Annotated in this window: 16 protein-coding genes; 13 read left to right on the forward strand and 3 right to left on the reverse strand. The window is 70.5% G+C overall.

Annotated features, from left to right (window positions below; all coding sequences use genetic code 11):
* Window positions 1–2: 2 nt before the first annotated feature.
* The 13 genes from IDM46_RS07100 to IDM46_RS07160 all read left to right on the forward strand — a co-directional run bounded on the left by IDM46_RS07100 (window position 3) and on the right by IDM46_RS07160 (window position 11,093).
* Entirely contained in the window at window positions 3–308 is a 306-nt protein-coding gene (locus IDM46_RS07100; protein WP_182821058.1) for a hypothetical protein, read from the forward strand.
* 11 nt (window positions 309–319) lie between these two features.
* Window positions 320–649, forward strand: coding sequence for a hypothetical protein (locus IDM46_RS07105; protein WP_182823685.1), 330 nt, complete (start codon window positions 320–322; stop codon window positions 647–649).
* A 37-nt stretch (window positions 650–686) separates the two neighbouring features.
* Window positions 687–1,472, forward strand: a complete 786-nt coding sequence (locus IDM46_RS07110) for an SDR family oxidoreductase (protein ID WP_185115308.1) — start codon at window positions 687–689, stop codon at window positions 1,470–1,472.
* A gap of 98 nt (window positions 1,473–1,570) precedes the next feature.
* Window positions 1,571–2,995, forward strand: a complete 1,425-nt coding sequence (locus IDM46_RS07115; RefSeq protein ID WP_185115309.1) for an aldehyde dehydrogenase — start codon at window positions 1,571–1,573, stop codon at window positions 2,993–2,995.
* A gap of 32 nt (window positions 2,996–3,027) precedes the next feature.
* Window positions 3,028–3,690 carry a carbonate dehydratase gene (can, locus tag IDM46_RS07120; RefSeq protein WP_182821052.1) on the forward strand — a complete coding sequence of 221 codons (663 nt, stop codon included), beginning with the start codon at window positions 3,028–3,030 and terminating at the stop codon, window positions 3,688–3,690.
* A 1-nt stretch (window position 3,691) separates the two neighbouring features.
* Window positions 3,692–4,129, forward strand: a complete 438-nt coding sequence (locus IDM46_RS07125; RefSeq protein WP_185115310.1) for a RidA family protein — start codon at window positions 3,692–3,694, stop codon at window positions 4,127–4,129.
* Window positions 4,126–4,674: a 3-hydroxyanthranilate 3,4-dioxygenase gene (locus IDM46_RS07130; protein WP_185115311.1), complete on the forward strand. Its 549-nt coding sequence runs from the start codon at window positions 4,126–4,128 to the stop codon at window positions 4,672–4,674. Before IDM46_RS07125 ends, IDM46_RS07130 begins: the two co-directional genes overlap by 4 nt.
* Before the next feature lie 10 nt (window positions 4,675–4,684).
* Complete coding sequence (locus IDM46_RS07135; protein WP_182821045.1) at window positions 4,685–5,710, forward strand: amidohydrolase family protein; 1,026 nt, start codon at window positions 4,685–4,687, stop codon at window positions 5,708–5,710.
* Window positions 5,711–5,744: 34 nt separating this feature from the next.
* Window positions 5,745–7,037, forward strand: coding sequence for a kynureninase (kynU, locus tag IDM46_RS07140; RefSeq protein WP_185115312.1), 1,293 nt, complete (start codon window positions 5,745–5,747; stop codon window positions 7,035–7,037).
* Window positions 7,034–8,401 (forward strand): NAD(P)/FAD-dependent oxidoreductase, encoded by a 1,368-nt coding sequence (locus IDM46_RS07145; protein WP_255504964.1) that lies wholly within the window; start codon window positions 7,034–7,036, stop codon window positions 8,399–8,401. Before kynU ends, IDM46_RS07145 begins: the two co-directional genes overlap by 4 nt.
* On the forward strand, window positions 8,401–9,849 hold the full coding sequence (gene sbcB, locus IDM46_RS07150; RefSeq protein ID WP_185115314.1) for an exodeoxyribonuclease I: 1,449 nt from the start codon (window positions 8,401–8,403) through the stop codon (window positions 9,847–9,849). Before IDM46_RS07145 ends, sbcB begins: the two co-directional genes overlap by 1 nt.
* Window positions 9,850–9,858: 9 nt before the next feature.
* The gene (locus IDM46_RS07155; RefSeq protein ID WP_185115315.1) at window positions 9,859–10,545 is read left to right on the forward strand and encodes a DUF2461 domain-containing protein; all 687 of its coding nucleotides are present in this window, start codon (window positions 9,859–9,861) and stop codon (window positions 10,543–10,545) included.
* Entirely contained in the window at window positions 10,545–11,093 is a 549-nt protein-coding gene (locus IDM46_RS07160; protein ID WP_223877925.1) for a DUF2939 domain-containing protein, read from the forward strand. Before IDM46_RS07155 ends, IDM46_RS07160 begins: the two co-directional genes overlap by 1 nt.
* Window positions 11,094–11,117: 24 nt before the next feature.
* Here IDM46_RS07160 and IDM46_RS07165 read toward each other — a convergent pair whose 3' ends face one another.
* From IDM46_RS07165 to IDM46_RS07175, 3 genes are all read right to left on the reverse strand, one after another.
* The gene (locus tag IDM46_RS07165; protein ID WP_182821032.1) at window positions 11,118–12,023 is read right to left on the reverse strand and encodes a 5'-nucleotidase; all 906 of its coding nucleotides are present in this window, start codon (window positions 12,021–12,023) and stop codon (window positions 11,118–11,120) included.
* 70 nt (window positions 12,024–12,093) lie between these two features.
* Window positions 12,094–12,879: an NAD kinase gene (locus tag IDM46_RS07170; protein WP_182821031.1), complete on the reverse strand. Its 786-nt coding sequence runs from the start codon at window positions 12,877–12,879 to the stop codon at window positions 12,094–12,096.
* 77 nt (window positions 12,880–12,956) lie between these two features.
* Complete coding sequence (locus IDM46_RS07175) at window positions 12,957–17,846, reverse strand: NAD-glutamate dehydrogenase domain-containing protein (RefSeq protein WP_185115317.1); 4,890 nt, start codon at window positions 17,844–17,846, stop codon at window positions 12,957–12,959.
* Window positions 17,847–17,878 lie beyond the last annotated feature (32 nt).

Genomic DNA, 17,878 nt, shown 5'->3' on the forward strand with positions numbered 1-17,878 from the left:
GCATGCTCCTGTTCCTGGCCCTGTGCAGCGTGGGCGTGGCGATCGCCGCGGTGTCCGCGTTCATCATCTTCTGGCCGCTGTCGCTGGTGCACCTGCGCGACCGCCACCCGGGGCTGCGCGAGCGCCTCGGCGAAGGCGCGTTCCTGAATCCGAAGGTGCTGTGGTGGCTGCTGAACGGCGGCTACCGCGAAGCCGGCGACCACCGCTTCAGCGGCCTGGCCACCCCGGCGCGGGTATCGCTGATGACCCTGATCGGCAGCCTCGTTGCGGCAGCCCTGTTGTGGCTGTGGTCGGTGGCGCTGTCATGAGCGAGGACAGCATGGAACACGACGCCGGCGGCCACGGCTACACCCACCAGGAATGGTGGCTGGCGACGCTCGGCCACACCGTGGTCTGGGCGCGCCTGCGCGTGCGCGCCGCCGGCACCGCGGAAGTCTTCGACAGCGACGGCAACACGCTCGTCTACGACAGCGAGGACACCGCGCGCGCGATGCTGATGGACGCCGAGTTCGTCGCCTTCGATGGCCTGGATGCCGACGATGCCGCCGAACGCGGCTTCATGCTGGACGCCCTCGAGCCGCCGCAGGGCGACAGCGACGAGTCGCTGCATCCGCGCATGGTGCAGAAGCTCGGCGGCGGCCGCGCCTGAGCCACCGCCCCACCCCCACTCACGAGGAGCCACCGCCATGGACCTGAACCTCAACGGCCGCCACGCACTGGTCTGCGGCGCGTCTGAAGGGATCGGCCGCGCCACCGCGGTTGAACTCGCCGCGCTTGGCGCCAGCGTCACCGTGCTGTCCCGCCGCGAGGACGTGCTGCGCGAAGTGATGGCCGGCCTGGCCAGCGGCGACGGCCGCCAGCACGACCTGGTGGTGGCCGACAGCGCCGACACTGAAGGCCTGCGCGTCGCCGTGGCCTCGGTGGTCGCCAGGCGCCCCGTGCACATCCTCGTCAACAACACCGGCGGCCCGCCGGGCGGCGCGCTGGCCGACGCGCAGCTGGCGGCGTTCGAGGACGCATTCCGCCGCCACGTGCTTGCCAACCAGGTGCTGATGCAGGCGGTGCTGCCGGGCATGCGCGAAGCGCGCTGGGGCCGCATCGTCAACGTGGTCTCGACCTCGGTACGCGAGCCGATCGCAGGCCTGGGCGTGTCCAACACCACGCGCGGCGCCGTCGCCTCCTGGGCCAAGACCCTGTCGCGCGAACTTGCACCCGAGGGCATCACCGTCAACAACGTGCTGCCCGGCTTCACCGAGACGGGGCGCATCCGCCAGATCATCAGCGACCGCGCCAGGAACGAAAACCGCAGCGAGGACGACATCCGCCGCGACATGGAGGGCGCCATCCCGGCCCGCCGCTTCGCCACAGCGGACGAGACCGGCGGCGTGATCGCATTCCTGTGCTCGCCGGCCGCGGCCTACGTCAACGGCGTCAGCCTGGCCGTGGATGGCGGGCGCATGGCCTCCATCTGAGACCATGCCGAAAGCTGCGGAGATCCGCCGTGCCGCAGCGCAAGCGCGTCGGCACGGCCAACACTGACGATCGACCTGTCGCCGGGTAAGCTTGGCGGATGCGACGCTTCGGACACGTCATCAACGGCGCCACGCGCGAGGCCGGCAACGGCGGTTGGCGCGAGGTCTTCGATCCGGCGACCGCCCAGGCCTACGCCGAGGTCGCGGATGGCGGCGCGGCTGATGTCGCGGCCGCCGTAACCGCGGCCAGCGCCGCGTTCCCGGCCTGGTCGGCACTGCGCAACAGCGAGCGCTCGCGCTGGCTCGAGCGCCTGGCCGACGCGCTGGAGGCGCGGCTGGACGATTTCGCCCACGCAGAAGCGCGGGACGGCGGCAAGCCGTATGCGCTGGCCCGCGATGCCGAGATCCCGCGCGCGGTGTCCAACCTGCGCTTCTTCGCCCACGCCGCCACGCAGTTCGGCAGCCAATCGCACCACGGCGAAGCCGGGCTCAACTACACGCTGCGCCAGCCGCTCGGCGTGGTCGGAACGATCTCGCCGTGGAACCTGCCGCTGTACCTCTTCACCTGGAAGATCGCGCCGGCGCTGGCCGCGGGCAACACCGTGGTCGCCAAGCCCTCCGAGGTCACGCCCGCCACGGCGACCATGCTCGGCGAACTGGCGGCGGAGATCGGCTTCCCGGCCGGCGTGCTCAACGTCGTGCACGGGCTGGGGCCGGACGTCGGCGAAGCCATCGTCGGCCACCCGGACGTCAAGGCGGTGTCGTTCACCGGCAGCACCGCGGTCGGCCGGCGCATCGCCGGGATCGCCGCGCCGCTGCTGAAGAAGGTCTCGCTGGAGCTCGGCGGCAAGAACCCGACGCTGGTGTTCGCCGACAGCGACTGGCAGGACCAGCTCGACACCATCCTGCGTTCGGTGTTCCAGAACAGCGGGCAGATCTGCCTGTGCGGTTCGCGCATTCTGGTGGAGCGCCCGATCTACGCGGCGTTTCGCGATGCGTTGGTCGGACATGCGCTCGCGCTGCGCGTCGGCGACCCGATGGACAGTGATGCGCGGTTCGGCCCGCTGGTCTCGCAGGCGCACTTCGACAAGGTGGTGGCGGCGATCGGCCGCGCCCGCGACGAAGGCGGCCACGTGCTCTGCGGCGGCGGCGCGCTCGACCGGCCCGGCTGGTTCGTGGCACCGACGCTGATCGAGGGCCTCGGCCCCGACTGCGCCAGCAACCGCGAGGAGATCTTCGGCCCCGTCGCGACGCTGCAACCGTTTGACAGCGACGACGAAGCCCTGTCGCTGGCCAATGCCGGCGACTACGGACTTGCTGCCTCGGTCTGGACGCGCGACCTCCCGCGCGCGCACCGCTTCGGCGCCGAGCTCCGCTGCGGCATCGTCTGGATCAACACCTGGCTGATGCGCGACCTGCGCACGCCGTTCGGCGGCATGGGCCAGTCCGGCCTGGGCCGCGAGGGCGGCGACGACGCCATGCGTTTCTTCACCGAGGCGCGCAACGTCTGCATCGCGCGCTGACCCGACATACGACACAGCACCACGGAATCACCATGCACCGAATGCACGACCTCCTTGAACGCAACCGCATCTGGGCCGAACGCGTCGAAGCCGAAGACCCCGGTTTCTTCACCCGCCTGTCGAAGATCCAGAAGCCCAGGTACCTGTGGATCGGCTGCTCGGACTCGCGCGTGCCGGCCAACCAGATCATCGACATGGCGCCGGGCGAAGTGTTCGTGCACCGAAACGTGGCCAACGTGGTGGTGCACACGGACCTCAACTGCCTGTCGGTCATCCAGTACGCCATCGACGTGCTCGAGGTGGAGCACATCCTGGTGGTCGGCCACTACGGCTGCGCCGGCGTCGGCGCGGCGCTCGACGGCCAGCGGGTGGGGCTGGCCGACAACTGGATCCGCCACGTCAAGGACGTCAAGCACAAGCACCGCGCCATCATCGAGGACCTCGACGACCACGCCATCCGCCACGACCGCCTGTGCGAACTCAACGCACTCGAGCAGATGATCAATGTTGCCGAAACAACCGTGGTCCGCGAGGCTTGGGCACGCGGCCAGAAGCTCGCGCTGCACGCCTGGGTCTACTCGCTGCGCAACGGCCGCGTGCACGACCTGGGGCTGTCGATCAACTCGCCTGCGGCGCTGCCGGAACAGTACGAACCGGCGGTCGAACGCATTCGCGACGACCGCGAGGACCGCTGACGTGGACGGCCATGTCGTCCGTACCGACGCCGCGCCGAAGCCGGTTGGCGCCTACCCGCATGCGCGGCGTGTCGGCGGGCTGCTGTTCCTGTCCGGCATCGGTCCGCGCGACCCGGCCAGCGACGACATCCCCGGCAACGACTATTTTGCCGACGGCCGCGTGCGCGGCTACGACATCGCGGAACAGGCGCGCGCGGTGTTCGCCAACGTGCGCGCCGTGCTGGAAGCAAGCGGCGCCCGTTGGGAAGACCTGGCGGACGTGACCGTCTACCTCACCGACATGGCGCGCGACTTCAAGGCCTACAACGCGGTCTGGGCCGAACACTTCCCGGACCCGGCCACCGCGCCCTGCCGCACCACGCTCGGCATCACCGCGCTGCCGACGCCGATCGCGATCGAACTCAAGTGCATCGCCGTCATCCAGGGAGGCTCGTCATGATTCCCGCCCCGCTCAACTTCCAGCAGTGGATCGAGGACCACCGCCACCTGCTCAAGCCCCCGGTGGGCAACAAGTGCATCTACGACGGCGACTTCATCGTGATGGTGGTCGGCGGGCCGAACGCGCGCACCGACTACCACTTCGAGGAAGGCCCGGAGTGGTTCCACCAGCTGGAAGGCGAGATGGTGCTGCGCATCCAGGAGGACGGGAACGTCCGCGACATCCCGATCCGCGCCGGCGAGACGTTCCTCCTGCCGCCGCGCGTGCCGCACTCGCCGCAGCGGGCGGAAGGCTCGATCGGCCTGGTGATCGAACGCCGGCGCCTGGCGCACGAGGACGACGCGCTGATGTGGTTCTGCGACGCCTGCAACGAGAAGGTGTACGAGGAGTACTTCCACCTCCAGGACATCGAGCAGGACTTCTTCCGCGTGTTCGAGACCTTCTACCGCAGCGAGGCGCTGCGCACCTGCAAGGCCTGCGGGCACCTCAACCCGCGGCCCACGCGCTACGAGATGCAGGCGGATTCGCAGGCCGACATCACGTGAGGCGGCCGCGATGCTGAAGATCGACATCCACGCCCACTATCTGCCGCGCGACTGGCCGGACCTCGCGCGCAAGTACGGCGACGAGCGCTTCCCCGTGCTGCACCACACCGATGACGGCCGCCACCGCATCTACAAGGACGGGCGCTTCTTCCGCGAGATCTGGTCGAAGACCTGGGACGCGCAGGAGCGCATCGACGACTACGCGCGCTTCGGCGTGCAGGTGCAGGTCATCAGCACCGTGCCGATGATGTTCAGCTACTGGGCGAAGCCCAACCAGGCGCTGGAACTGCACATGGCGCTCAACGACCACATGGCCGCGACCTGCCGCGCACACCCGCGCCACTACGCCGGCATCGGCACGGTGCCGCTGCAGTCGCCGCGGCTGGCGGTGCAGGAGCTCGAGCGCTGCATGGACCAGCTCGGCCTGCAGGGCGTGCAGATCGGCTCGCACATCCAGCTCGCCGACGGTACCCACTGGAACCTGGACGCGCCGGAACTGTTCCCGTTCTTCGAGGCCGCGGCCGACCTGGGCGCGGCGATCCTCGTGCACCCCTGGGACATGATGGGCACCGACACCATGCCGAAGTACTGGCTGCCGTGGCTGGTGGGCATGCCGGCCGAACAGTCGCGTGCGGCCTGCTCGCTGGTGTTCGGCGGCGTGCTGGAGCGGCTGCCCAAGCTGAAGATCTGCATGGCGCACGGCGGCGGCAGCTTCCCGTACACCATCGGCCGCATCGAGCATGGCTTCAACATGCGTCCCGATCTCGTCGCCACCGACAATCCGCGCAACCCGCGCGAGTACCTGTCGCGCCTGTACTTCGATTCCTGGGTCGCCGACAGCCGCGCGCTGCAGTACCTGCTCGACACCTGCGGCGTGGACCGCGTGATGCTGGGCACCGACTATCCCTTCCCGCTCGGCGAGCAGGTGCCGGGCGCGGGCATCGACGCCCTCGACCTGGACGCCGCCGGCAAGGCGCGCCTCTTCAGCGGCACCGCGCTCGAATGGCTCGGCTTGCCCGCGTCCAGGTTTGCGTGAAACGCATCTTGGCCACAAGAAAGGCTCTTTATCCATGACGGACCTGTACACCGACGACCACGCCCTCGCGCTGGACGATGCCGACCCGCTGCGGGCGCTGCGCGACGAGTTCATGATTCCGCGCCACGAAGGACGCGAGCAGGCGTACTTCTGCGGAAATTCACTGGGCCTGCAGCCGAAGGCGGCGCGGGGCCACGTGCTGGACGTGCTCGACAAGTGGGCCGCCGAGGCGGTGGAGGCGCATTTCACCGGCACCACGCAGTGGATGCCGTACCACGCGCTGGTGCGCGACGGCCTGGCGCGCGTGGTCGGCGCCGAGTCCGGCGAGGTGGTGGCGATGAACTCGCTGACCGCCAACCTGCACCTGATGCTGGTGAGCTTCTACCGGCCCACGCGCGAACGTGCGGCGATCCTGATGGAGGCCGGGGCGTTTCCATCGGATCGTTACGCGCTCGAATCGCAACTGCGCTTCCATGGCTTCGACCCGGCGCGCGACCTGATCGAACTGGCGCCGGACGAGCCCGAAGGCCGCTTCTCGATGGCCGCGATCGAGCGCGCCATCGCCGAACACGGCCCGCGACTCGCACTCGTCCTGTGGCCGGGCGTGCAGTACCGCAGTGGCCAGGCCTTCGACCTTGCCGCGATCACGCGCCTCGGCCACGCCGCCGGCGCGGTGGTTGGCTTCGACCTCGCGCATGCCGCAGGCAACCTGCCGCTGCAGCTGCACGACAGCGGCGCCGACTTCGCGGTCTGGTGCCACTACAAATACCTCAACGCCGGCCCTGGCGCGGTCGCCGGTTGCTTCGTGCATGCGCGCCACGCGAACACCGACCGCCCGCGATTCGCCGGCTGGTGGGGCCACGAGGAAGCCTCGCGCTTCCGCATGGCGCCCGAGTTCAAGCCCACGCCCGGGGCCGACGGCTGGCAACTCAGCAACCCGCCGATCCTCGGCCTGGCGCCGCTGCGCGGCTCGCTCGAGCTGTTCGACCGCGCGGGCATGGAGGCGCTGCGCGCGAAGTCGGAAGCGCTTACCGGCTACCTGGAAGCGCTGATCGACGCGCAGCTCGCCGATACGCTGTGCATCGCCACCCCGCGCGAACCCGAGCGCCGTGGGGCGCAGCTGTCGCTGCGTGTCCTGCAGGGTCGCGGCATGCAGGGGCGCGACGCGGGCCGGTCGCTGTTCGGGCACCTGTCGGCGAACGGCGTGGTGGGCGACTGGCGCGAGCCGGACGTGATCCGCGTCTCCCCGGCGCCGATGTACAACACCCACGCCGACGTGCTGCGCTTCGTGCGCGAGGTGGTGGAATGGCGGGAGGCGACGGCGTGAGCGAGGCCAGGCACGCCACGATCATCGGCGCCGGCCTTGCCGGCGCGCTGATGGCCACCCTGCTCGCCCAGCGCGGCTGGCAGGTGGACGTGTTCGAGCGCCGCGGCGACCCGCGCGTGCACGGCTTCGCGGGTGGGCGCTCGATCAACCTGGCGCTGGCCGAACGCGGCCTGCACGCGCTGCGCGCCGCCGACGCGGATGGCGCGGTGCTGCGCCAGGCGGTGATGATGCGCGGGCGCATGGTCCACCCGCTCGAGGGTGAACCGCAGCTGCAGCGGTATGGCCGCGACGACAGCGAGGTGATCTGGTCGGTGAGCCGCGGCGAGCTGAATATCACGCTGATCGATGCCGCCGAAGCCGCCGGTGCCGTGCTTCACTTCGACCGCCGCCTGGACAGCGTGGATTTCGACGCGCGCGTGGCCACGTATCGCGGCGACCTGGCCGGGCACCGGCACACGTTCCACACGCTCATCGGCTGCGACGGCGCCGGCTCCACCCTGCGCGGCCTGATGGACGCACGCAAGCCGCTGGGCGAGCGCACCGACTGGCTCGGGCACGGCTACAAGGAGCTGGAAATCCCGCCGGCCGCCGACGGCGGTTTCCGCATCGAGCCCAACGCCCTGCACATCTGGCCGCGCGGTCGCTACATGTGCATCGCCCTGCCCAATGACGAACGCACGTTCACGGTGACACTGTTCATGGCCCTGCACGCCGACGGCAGCGGCGACCCTGACTTCGACAGCGTGAACACGGCCGCGGATGCGCGCGCGCTGTTCGCGCGTGACTTCGCCGACACGCTGCCACTGATCCCGGCGCTGGAACACGACTTCGAGGCGAACCCGGTCGGCACGCTGGGCACGCTCTATCTCGACCGCTGGCACCTCGGCGGCGACGCGGTGCTGATCGGCGACGCCGCGCACGCCATGGTGCCGTTCCACGGCCAGGGCATGAACTGCGCGTTCGAGGACTGCGTGGCGCTGGCGCAGGCGCTCGATGCCGAGAGCGACCTCGCCACGGCGTACGCCACGTTCGAGGCTGGCCGCAAGCCGGATGCCACGGCGATCCAGCGCATGGCGCTGGACAACTACATCGAGATGCGGGACCTGGTCGACGATCCCGGCTTCCTGCTGCAGCGCCAGCTGGAACTGGCGCTGCAGGCGCGCCATCCGCAGCGCTTCATCCCGCACTACGCCATGGTGACGTTCATGCGCATCCCGTACTCGCTGGCGCTGGCGCGCAGCGAGATCCAGCGCGGCATCCTCGAGAGCGCCACGCGCGGACATGCCTCGCTCGACGGCATCGACTGGGCCGCGGCGGATGCCGCCGTGCTCGGGCAGCTGGAGCCGCTGGAGGATGCGGCCTGATGGCGGCCAGCTTCCTGTTCTACGACCTGGAGACCTTCGGCACCGATCCCGGGCGCACGCGCATCGCGCAATTCGCCGCCATCCGCACCGACCAGGCGCTGGAGCAGATCGACGAGCCGATCGACATCATGGTGCGCCCGGCCGACGACCTGTTGCCGTCACCCGGGGCGACGCTCGTCACCGGCATCACGCCGCAGCACGCGCTGCGCACAGGGCTGCCCGAAGCCGAAGCCTTCTCGCGGATCATGGACGAGATGGCGCGGCCGGGCACCTGCACGCTGGGCTACAACTCGCTGCGCTTCGACGACGAGTTCATCCGCTGCGGCCTCTACCGCAACTTCCACGATCCCTATGAACGCGAGTGGCGTGGCGGCAATTCGCGCTGGGACCTGCTGGACGTCATGCGCCTGTGGCATGCACTGCGCCCTGACGGCCTGCACTGGCCGGCGCGCGAGGACGGCGCCACGTCCTTCCGCCTCGAGCATCTGGCGGCCGCCAACGACGTGCGCGTCGGCGACGCCCATGAGGCGCTGTCGGACGTGCGCGCGCTGATCGGCATCGCACGCCTGTTCCGCGCCGCGCAGCCACGCTTGTGGGACTACGCGCTGCGCCTGCGCGACAAGCGCCACGCGGCGACGCTCCTGGACACCGTTGCGATGACGCCTGTGCTGCACGTGTCGCAGCGCTATCCGGCAACGCGGCTGTGCGCCGCGGCGGTGCTGCCACTCGCGCGCCACCCGCGGATCGACAGCCGGGTGATCGTGTTCGACCTGGACGCCGAACCGGACGCCCTGCTCGACCTCGACGCCGACACCATCGCCGAGCGCCTGTATGTGCGCGCCGCCGACCTGCCCGAAGGCACCACGCGCGTGCCGCTGAAAGAGGTGCACCTCAACCGCTGCCCGGCGCTGGTGCAGTGGGACCACCTGCGCTCCGCCGACTTCGCGCGCCTGGCCATCGACCCGGCGACGGTCGAGGCGCGCGCGGCGCGCATCCGCGCCCACGGCCCGGCGATTTCCGAGAAGGTCCGCCAGGTCTATGCCCGCGACCAGGCGCGCGCGCCGTCCGACGTCGACGCCGCGATCTACGACGGGTTCATGGGCGATGGCGACAGGCGCCGCTGCGGCGACGTGCGCGCCACGCCTCCGGCAGCCCTCGGCACCCGCGATTTCGGCTTCCAGGACCCGCGCCTGGCGGAACTACTGTTCCGCTACCGCGCCCGCAACTGGCCGGAGATGCTGGACGACGGCGAGCGCGCGCGCTGGGACGACTACCGGCGCCGTCGCCTGTTCGACGACGCCGGGCTCGGCGAGGTCAACCTGGCGCAGTTCGAAGCCGAGATCGCGCGCCTGCGCGCCGAGCGCGCCGGCAACGCCCGCGACCTGGGCCTGCTCGACCAGCTCGAGGCGTGGGGCCGCGGGATCGTCGCCACCCTGCCCACCGCCTGAGGACCGACGATGGCCACCTATTTCAGCGACAAGAGCCTGCGCTTCCTGCGCAACCTGGCGCGCCACAACGAGCGCACCTGGTTCCACGCCAACAAGCATGTCTACGAGGCCGAGGTGCGCGAACCGTTCCGCCGCCTGCTGGTGGACCTGCAGCCCGACCTGCTGGCCGTCAGCCCGCACTACCGGGCCGAGCCGCGCGCGGTCGGCGGCTCGCTGTTCCGCATCCAGCGCGACACGCGCTTCGCCAACGACAAGTCACCGTACAAGGGCTGGCAGGGCGCGCGCCTGTTCCACGCGCGCAGCCGCGAGACCGCGGCACCCTCGTTCTACCTGCACCTGCAGCCGGGCAACAGTTTCATCGGTGCCGGCCTGTGGCATCCGGAAACCCCGACCCTGCGACGCATCCGCCAGTTCATCGTCGACAACCCGGGCAGCTGGAAGACGGCCGCGCACGCACCGGCGTTCAAGCGCCGCTTCGCGCTGGAGGAGGACGACATGCTGGTGCGCCCGCCACGCGGGTTTCCCGAGGATTTCCCGTTCCTCGACGACCTGCGCCACAGGAACTTCGTGGCCTCGCGCGCGATCGACGACGCCACCATGACCGGCCCCCGCCTGCGCTCGGTGCTGGCCAGGGACGTGCAGGCGCTGGCCCCGTTCGTCGACTACCTGTGCGCAGCCCTGGACCTGGAGTTCTGATGATGGCAAAGACCAACAGCCGATGGATCATCCTCGCCTGCCTGCTGCTTGCGGCGTTGCTGGCCTGGGTGGCCAGCGGGCCATACCGCACGCTGGCCGCGATCCGCGACGCGGTGAAGACCGAAGACGCAGGCGCGCTGGCGCGCCAGGTCGATTTCCCCGCGCTGCGCGCCAGCCTGAAGCTGCAGCTGCAGGACCGCATCGTCCGCGAGGCCGGCGCAGGCGTGCAGGCCGATCCGTTCGGTGCGTTCGGGCTGCGCATCGCCACCGGACTCGCCGGCGGACTGGTCGATGCCATGGTCACGCCGGCCGGACTGGGCGCGCTGATGGAAGGCCGCAAGAGCTGGAACCGTGCCAGCGGCATCGCGCCGCCGTCGCGCCGCGACACCACGGGGCAGTCGGAGCCGCTGCCCGATCCGCGCCACCGCTTCGAGTCGCCGTCGCGCTTCACCGCCACCGTGGCCCACGCCGGCGGCGACGAGGTCGTGTTCGTGCTGACCCGGCAGGGGCTGCAGTGGAAGCTGTCGGATATCCGCCTCGCGGAGTGAGCTGCGCCGGAAATGGGTGAAGCGTCAGGCGTTGGAGACGCCGTGCGGCACGTGCCCGGTGGTGACGTGCTGGCGCGCCGACTCGATGTTGTGCTGCGAATCGTCGAAGAAGATGTCCGCGCCGAACACATCCAGGAACGGACCCTTGGCGCGGCCGCCCAGGAACAGCGCCTCGTCCAGGCGCACGCCCCACTCGCGCAGCGTGCGGATCACGCGCTCGTGCGCGGGCGCAGAACGCGCTGTGACCAGCGCCGTACGGATCGGCGAGGCCTCGCCCGGCGGATAGGCCGCCTGCAGGTGGTGCAGCGCATCGAGGAAGCCGCGGAACGGACCGCCCGACAGCGCCTCGCGGGCGCGCTCGCGCTCGTGCTTGTGGAAGGCCTCGATGCCGCCTTCGCGCGACACCCGCTCGCCTTCGTCGCCGAAGATCACCGCGTCGCCGTCGAACGCGATGCGCAACTGGTCGTGGCGGTGCGCCGGCGCCTTGGCCGGCAGGATGGTGGCCGCGGCCACGCCGTTTTCCAGCGCCGCGCGCACCGAATCGGGATTGGCCGACAGGAACAGCTGCGCGCCGAACGGACGGATGTAGGGCCAGGTCGGCTCGCCGGAGGTGAACGTGGCGCGCGAGATGGCCAGGCCGTGGTGCTGGATGGCGTTGAAGATGCGCAGCCCGGTGTCGGCGGAGTTGCGCGACAGCAGGATCACCTCGACCCGCGGGGCATCGGGCGCGGCGCCCTCGTTGAGCCCCAGCAGCTTGCGCACCAGCGGGAACGCGATGCCCGGCTCGAGGATGTCGTCCTCGTTGGCGCGCTGGTGCTCGGCGTAGGCCTCGATGCCGTCACGCTCGAACAGCGCATGGCTGTCCTCGAGGTCGAACAGGGCGCGGGAGGAAATGGCGACGGTGAGCGGCGGGAGCACGGTGGATGGCATGCCGCCAGTATGCGCGAGCGCCGTCGCAGGACGCGAGACCACGCGCCGCGGCCTGCACGCGTTGGCGCGATCAGGCCTCGAACTGCTCGCTGAGGATGCGTTCTTCGAGGTTGTGCTCCGGATCGAACAGCAGGGTCACCGTGCGCTCGTGCGACTCCTGGATGGTCACCTCGACCACGTCGCGCACCTCGTGCGAGTCCGCCGTGGCGCTGACCGGGCGCTTGTAGGGATCAAGTACGCGGAAGCGCACCAGGGTGTCGGCCTTCAGCAACGCGCCGCGCCAGCGCCGCGGCCGGAACGGCGCGATCGGCGTGAGCGCCACCACGCTCGAGCCCAGCGGCAGGATCGGCCCGTGCGCGGAATAGTTGTAGGCGGTGCTGCCGGCGGGCGTGGCGACCATCACGCCGTCGCAGACCAGCTCGTCCAGGCGCACCTGGCCGTTGAGCTCGATGGCCACGTGCGCCGCCTGGCGCGTCTGGCGCAGCAGCGACACCTCGTTGTAGGCGAGCGAACCGACGCTCACCCCGGATTCGGTGGACGCCACCATTTCCAGCGGGCGCAGCACGGCCGGCTCCGCGGCCTGCAGCCGCACCATCAGGTCGGGCACGACCCCCTCGTTGCCATGATGGTGGTTCATCAAGAAGCCGACGCTGCCAAGCTTCAGCCCGTACACCGGCTTGCCCAGCGCGCCGTGGCGATGCAGCGTCTGCAGCATGAATCCATCGCCGCCGAGCGCACAGATGATGTCCGCGTCCTCGGGTCGCTGCTGGCCATGGCGGGAGGTGAGCTGCGCCAGTGCCTGCTGGGCGTCGGCCGTCTGGCTGGCGAGGAAGGCGATGCGGGGCGATCCGGTCATGTCGCCAGCATACCCGCAGGCCCGCCCTGCAACGCGGCCCTCCCCCGCATCGCGGGGGAGGGGGAAACGCCCGGCCCTCAGCCGGCGCTGGCCAGCTGCGCGAGCCGGCGCACCGCCACCGACGCCGTCGGATAGTCCAGCGTCTTCTGCGCCGCCAGCTCGGCGAGCATGGCGAGGGTGAACTTCAACGCCGCGTCGTCGCGCGCGAGCCAATGCGCGACCTTGGCATCGGCATCACGGGCCGGCATCGACAGCACCTGGCCCACCAGCGCGCGGTGCTGCGCGGCGAGTTCGTCGCGCAGGGCGCCGTGCGCGACCGCATGCCAGCGCCCATCCACGGCCAGCGCATCGATCTGCGCGACCAGCCACGGCAGGTTGAGCGCATCGGCGAGGCGGAAGTGCACGCGTGCGACCTCGGCCGGCTTGCGCTTGCGCTCGCGCGAAAGCTCGATGATGTCCGGGCTCGCCTCCAGGTACGGCAGCGCCGCCAGCTGGCCGCCGAGCTCGGCCGGCACGCCCTTGGCGCGCCAGTCAGCCAGCGACTGCTCGTAGGCCGGGCGCTGCGCGGCGGTGAGGATGTCCTCGCCGGCGCGGATGGCCTGGAAGCCGTCGTGGTAGCGCTCGACCGCGCTGGTGATGGTGGGCAGCGCGCCCGGCCGTGCCAGCAGCCAACGCGTGAACGAGCGCTGCAGCGACCAGATCACCTGCAGGGCGTCGATCTGCACCGATTCGGCGACCTTGCCGTCGAGCGCGTCGATCTGCGCCCACAGCGTGCGGGCTTCCAGCGTCTCGCGCGTCACGGTGAACGCCTTGGCGACCTCGGCCGGCGTGCGCCCGCTGTCCTCCTGCATGCGCAGCAGGAAGGTCGCGCCCATGCGGTTGATGGTGGAGTTGGTGACCGCGGTGGCGATGATCTCGCGCTTCAGGCGGTGCTGCTCCATCGCCTTGGCGTACTTGGCCTGCAAGGGCTGCGGGAAGTAGCGCTGCAGCTCACGCGAGAGGTACGGGTCTTCGGGGATGTCGGAATTGAGCAACTGCTCGAAGGCCACCAGCTTGGAGTACGAGAGCAGGATGGCGAGCTCCGGGCGGGTGAAGCCCTGGTTGCGCGCCTTGCGCTCGGCGATCTCCGCATCGCTGGGCAGGAACTCGATCTGGCGATCGAGCAGGCCCTGCGATTCCAGGGTGCGGATGAAGTGCTGCTTGGAGCCCAGGCGCGGCACGCTCATCCGCTCCATCAGGCTCAGCGCCTGGTTCTGGCGGTAGTTGTCGTGCAGCACGAGGCCGGCGACCTCATCGGTCATCGCCTTGAGCAGGCTGTTGCGGTCGGCGAGCTTGAGCTTGCCGGCCTGCACCTGCGCGTTGAGCAGGATCTTGATGTTCACCTCGTGGTCGGAGGTGTCCACGCCGGCGGAGTTGTCGATGAAGTCGGTGTTGAGCAGCACGCCGGCCAGCGCGGCCTCGATGCGGCCGCGCTGGGTCATGCCCAGGTTGCCGCCCTCGCCCACCACGCGGCAGCGCAGCTCGCCGCCATTGACGCGGATGGCGTTGTTGGCACGGTCGCCGACGTCGGCGTGGGTCTCCGCGGCGCCCTTGACGTAGGTGCCGATGCCGCCGTTCCAGAGCAGGTCGACCGGCGCCTTCAGCACCGCCGCCATCAGCTCGTTCGGGGTCATCGCGGTGACGGCCGCGTCCAGGCCCAGCGCGGCGCGCATTTCCGGCGAGACCGGGATCGACTTCAGGCTGCGCGCGAACACGCCGCCGCCCTGGCTGATGAGGCCCTTGTCGTAATCGTCCCAGCTCGAGCGCGGCACCTTGAACAGGCGCTGGCGCTCCTTGAACGAGCTTGCCGAATCCGGGTTCGGGTCGATGAAGATGTGGCGGTGGTCCATCGCCGCGACCAGGCGGATGTGCTTCGACAGCAGCATGCCGTTGCCGAACACGTCGCCGGACATGTCGCCGATGCCGGCCACGGTGAAGTCCTGCTTCTGGCTGTCATGCCCGAGCGCGCGGAAGTGGCGCTTGACCGACTCCCATGCACCGCGCGCCGTGATGCCCATGCCCTTGTGGTCATAGCCCACCGAGCCGCCGGACGCGAACGCGTCGTCGAGCCAGTAGCCGTAGTCGCGGGAGATGCCGTTGGCGATGTCGGAGAAGGTCGCGGTGCCCTTGTCGGCGGCCACCACCATGTAGGGATCGGGATCGTCGTGGCGCACCACGTTCGCCGGCGGGATCACCTTGCCGTCCACGGTGAGGTTGTCGGTGACGTCGAGCAGGCCGCTGATGAAGCGGCGGTAGCAGGCGATGCCTTCCGCCTGCATCGCGTCGCGGTCGCCGCCCACGGGCGGGCGCTTGACGATGAAGCCGCCCTTGGAACCGACCGGCACGATCACCGTGTTCTTCACCATCTGCGCCTTCACCAGGCCCAGCACCTCGGTACGGAAATCCTCGCGGCGGTCGGACCAGCGCAGGCCGCCGCGCGCCACCGGGCCAAAGCGCAGGTGGGTGCCCTCGACGTGCGGGCCGTAGACGAAGATCTCGCGGTAGGGGCGCGGCTTGGGCAGGTCCGGCACGGCGGCGGAGTCGAACTTGAAGGCCATGTAGTCCTTCGCCGCGCCGTCGGCGCCCAGCTGGTAGTAGCTGGTGCGCAGGGTGGCGTCGATCACGCCGACGTAGCTGCGCAGGATGCGGTCCTCGTCGAGGCTGGCCACGTCCTCGAGCATGTCGCGGATCGAGGCGCGCGCGGCGTCCATCGCGGCCGCCCTGCCCTTGTCGGCGGCGGGGTCGAAGCGCGCCTCGAACAGCGCCACCAGCAGGCGTGCCAGCGCCGGGTAACGCACCAGCGTCGCCTCGACGTAGCTCTGCGAGAACGGCACGCCGACCTGCAGCAGGTATTTGCAGTAACCGCGCAGCACGGCCACTTGGCGCCACTCCAGCCCGGCCACCGCGACCAGGCGGTTGAAGCCGTCGTTCTCGGCATCGCCGCGCCAGATGCTGACGAACGCCTCCTCGAACTTCGCCGCATCGGGCTCGGCGCCACCGACGACCTCGACCTCGAAGTCCTGGATCCAGGCCACGCGCGGCGCGTCCGCGCCAACCGGCCGCCCTTCGAGGCGGTGCGGATGCTCGGCAATCACGCGCAGCCCCATGTTCTCCATCATCGGCAGCACGTCCGACAGCGGCACGTCATGGTCGGCACGGTAGAGCTTGAGGCGCAGCGGGCCCTCGCCTGGCTGCGCGCGCATGGCGCGCTGCAGGCTCAGGCGCAGGTCGTCCGGGCCGGCCAGCGCGTCGAGATGCACGACATCGGCAGCGGCGCCCTCGGGCGTCGCACGTTCGATGTACTGCACCGGAAGCGCGCGCCCCCAGCCGGACGCCAGCGCGAGGCCACGCGCCTCGCCCTTTGCGCCGATCAGCGTCTCGCGCAGGTCGTCCTGCCAGTTGCGCACGATCGCGGCCAGCCCGTCCTGCAGCGCGGCCTCGTCCACGTCGACCGCCTCGCCGGTGCGCGGGCGCACCAGCATGTGCAGCTGCGCCAGCGGCGACTCGCCGAGGGTCACGTTGGCGTCGACATGGTCGGCGCCCAGCGCGTCCTTCAGCAACGCCTCCACGCGCAGGCGCACCTCGGTGTTGTAGCGGTCGCGCGGCACGTAGGCGAGCACGGAATAGAAACGGCCGTAGTGGTCGCGGCGCAGGAACAGGCGGCTGCGCACGCGCTCCTGCAGGCCGAGGATGCCGCTGGCGACCCGCTGCAGTTCGCCGCTCGAAGCCTGGAACAGCTCGTCGCGCGGCAGGCTCTCGAGGATGTGCTTGAGCGCCTTGCCGCTGTGGCCGGTATCGGCCAGGCCCGAGGCACCCATCACCTGCTCGTGGCGCTGGCGCACGATCGGGATGTCCCAGGGGCGGCGGTTGTAGGCGCTGGAGGTGTACAGGCCGAGGAAGCGCTTCTCGGTCGTGGCCTTGCCGCTCTTGCCGTCGAAGCCGAGCACGCCGATGTAATCCATGTAGCCGGGGCGGTGGATCGTGGAGCGGGCATTGGTCTTGGTGAGGATCAGCGGCTCGACGGTGCGCTCCGAGCGCTGCGCGCCGACCGTGCTCAGCAGGCGCGGCTTGCCGACGTCACGTCCGCGCAGCAGGCCCAGGCCGGTGCCGTCGATCGCCTGCAGCACGTCGTCGCGGCCCTTGCGCACGACTTCGTACTCGCGGTAGCCGAAGAATGTGAAGTGGTTGTCCGCTGCCCAACGCAGGAAGGCGCGGATCTCGGCGCGTTCCTCGTCGGACACCGGCAGCGGCGCGTCGGCAAGGCCGTCGGCCACCAGTTCCATGCGCGTGCGCATCGCGGCCCAGTCGTCGACGATGCTGCGGACATCCTCGAGCACGCCGCGCAGGGCCGCCTCGATACGCGCGCAGCCGTCCGGTGCCTGGCGGTCGATCTCCATGTGGATCAGGGACTCCGGCGCGCCCTCGCCCACGCCCTGCAGCTTGCCGGCGCGGTCGCGCCCGAGCTTCACCACGGGGTGTCCGAGCACGTGCACGCCGACGCCGAGTTCGGCCAGCGCCATGGTCACCGAATCGACCAGGAACGGCATGTCGTCATTGGCGATCTGCAGCACGGTGTGCTGCGTTTCCCAGCCGTGGCTGGCCAGGGTCGGGTTGAACAGGCGGACGCTCGCGACGCCCGGCTTGCGCTTGCCGAGGAAGCCGAGGAAGTCGGCGGCCAGCGCCGCCCAGCCATCGGCCTCATGCATGGCGATCTCGTCCTCGCCCATGCGCTGGTAGAACGCCGCCGCGAACGCGCTGGCGTCATCGCCGGCGGCCTTGCCCACGCGCTTGCGCAGCGCGGCCAGCACCGGGTCAAGGAGCCTTGCGTCGCGTGCGCCGGCGCGGCGTTCGCCGCTGGCGGGTGCGCGCGGCGCGTCCTGCTTCGCGTTGGTGTCGGGGGCGGGAGCCTTCTTGCGTGCGTTACTCATGTCGTCATCCGGATGCAATGAGGCCCGCGCAG

Source organism: Luteimonas sp. MC1825 (assembly GCF_014764385.1).
Taxonomy (GTDB): domain Bacteria; phylum Pseudomonadota; class Gammaproteobacteria; order Xanthomonadales; family Xanthomonadaceae; genus Luteimonas.

Excerpts from the sequence above, each read along its gene's own strand:
- IDM46_RS07160 (WP_223877925.1), top strand. The coding sequence starts at position 10,545 with ATGATGGCAAAGACCAACAGCCGATGGATCATCCTCGCCTGCCTGCTG.
- IDM46_RS07165 (WP_182821032.1), bottom strand. The coding sequence starts at position 12,023 with ATGCCATCCACCGTGCTCCCGCCGCTCACCGTCGCCATTTCCTCCCGC.
- IDM46_RS07110 (WP_185115308.1), top strand. The coding sequence starts at position 687 with ATGGACCTGAACCTCAACGGCCGCCACGCACTGGTCTGCGGCGCGTCT.
- can (WP_182821052.1), top strand. The coding sequence starts at position 3,028 with ATGCACCGAATGCACGACCTCCTTGAACGCAACCGCATCTGGGCCGAA.
- IDM46_RS07100 (WP_182821058.1), top strand. The coding sequence starts at position 3 with ATGCTCCTGTTCCTGGCCCTGTGCAGCGTGGGCGTGGCGATCGCCGCG.
- IDM46_RS07105 (WP_182823685.1), top strand. The coding sequence starts at position 320 with ATGGAACACGACGCCGGCGGCCACGGCTACACCCACCAGGAATGGTGG.
- kynU (WP_185115312.1), top strand. The coding sequence starts at position 5,745 with ATGACGGACCTGTACACCGACGACCACGCCCTCGCGCTGGACGATGCC.
- IDM46_RS07170 (WP_182821031.1), bottom strand. The coding sequence starts at position 12,879 with ATGACCGGATCGCCCCGCATCGCCTTCCTCGCCAGCCAGACGGCCGAC.
- IDM46_RS07130 (WP_185115311.1), top strand. The coding sequence starts at position 4,126 with ATGATTCCCGCCCCGCTCAACTTCCAGCAGTGGATCGAGGACCACCGC.
- IDM46_RS07115 (WP_185115309.1), top strand. The coding sequence starts at position 1,571 with ATGCGACGCTTCGGACACGTCATCAACGGCGCCACGCGCGAGGCCGGC.
- sbcB (WP_185115314.1), top strand. The coding sequence starts at position 8,401 with ATGGCGGCCAGCTTCCTGTTCTACGACCTGGAGACCTTCGGCACCGAT.
- IDM46_RS07175 (WP_185115317.1), bottom strand. The coding sequence starts at position 17,846 with ATGAGTAACGCACGCAAGAAGGCTCCCGCCCCCGACACCAACGCGAAG.
- IDM46_RS07155 (WP_185115315.1), top strand. The coding sequence starts at position 9,859 with ATGGCCACCTATTTCAGCGACAAGAGCCTGCGCTTCCTGCGCAACCTG.
- IDM46_RS07135 (WP_182821045.1), top strand. The coding sequence starts at position 4,685 with ATGCTGAAGATCGACATCCACGCCCACTATCTGCCGCGCGACTGGCCG.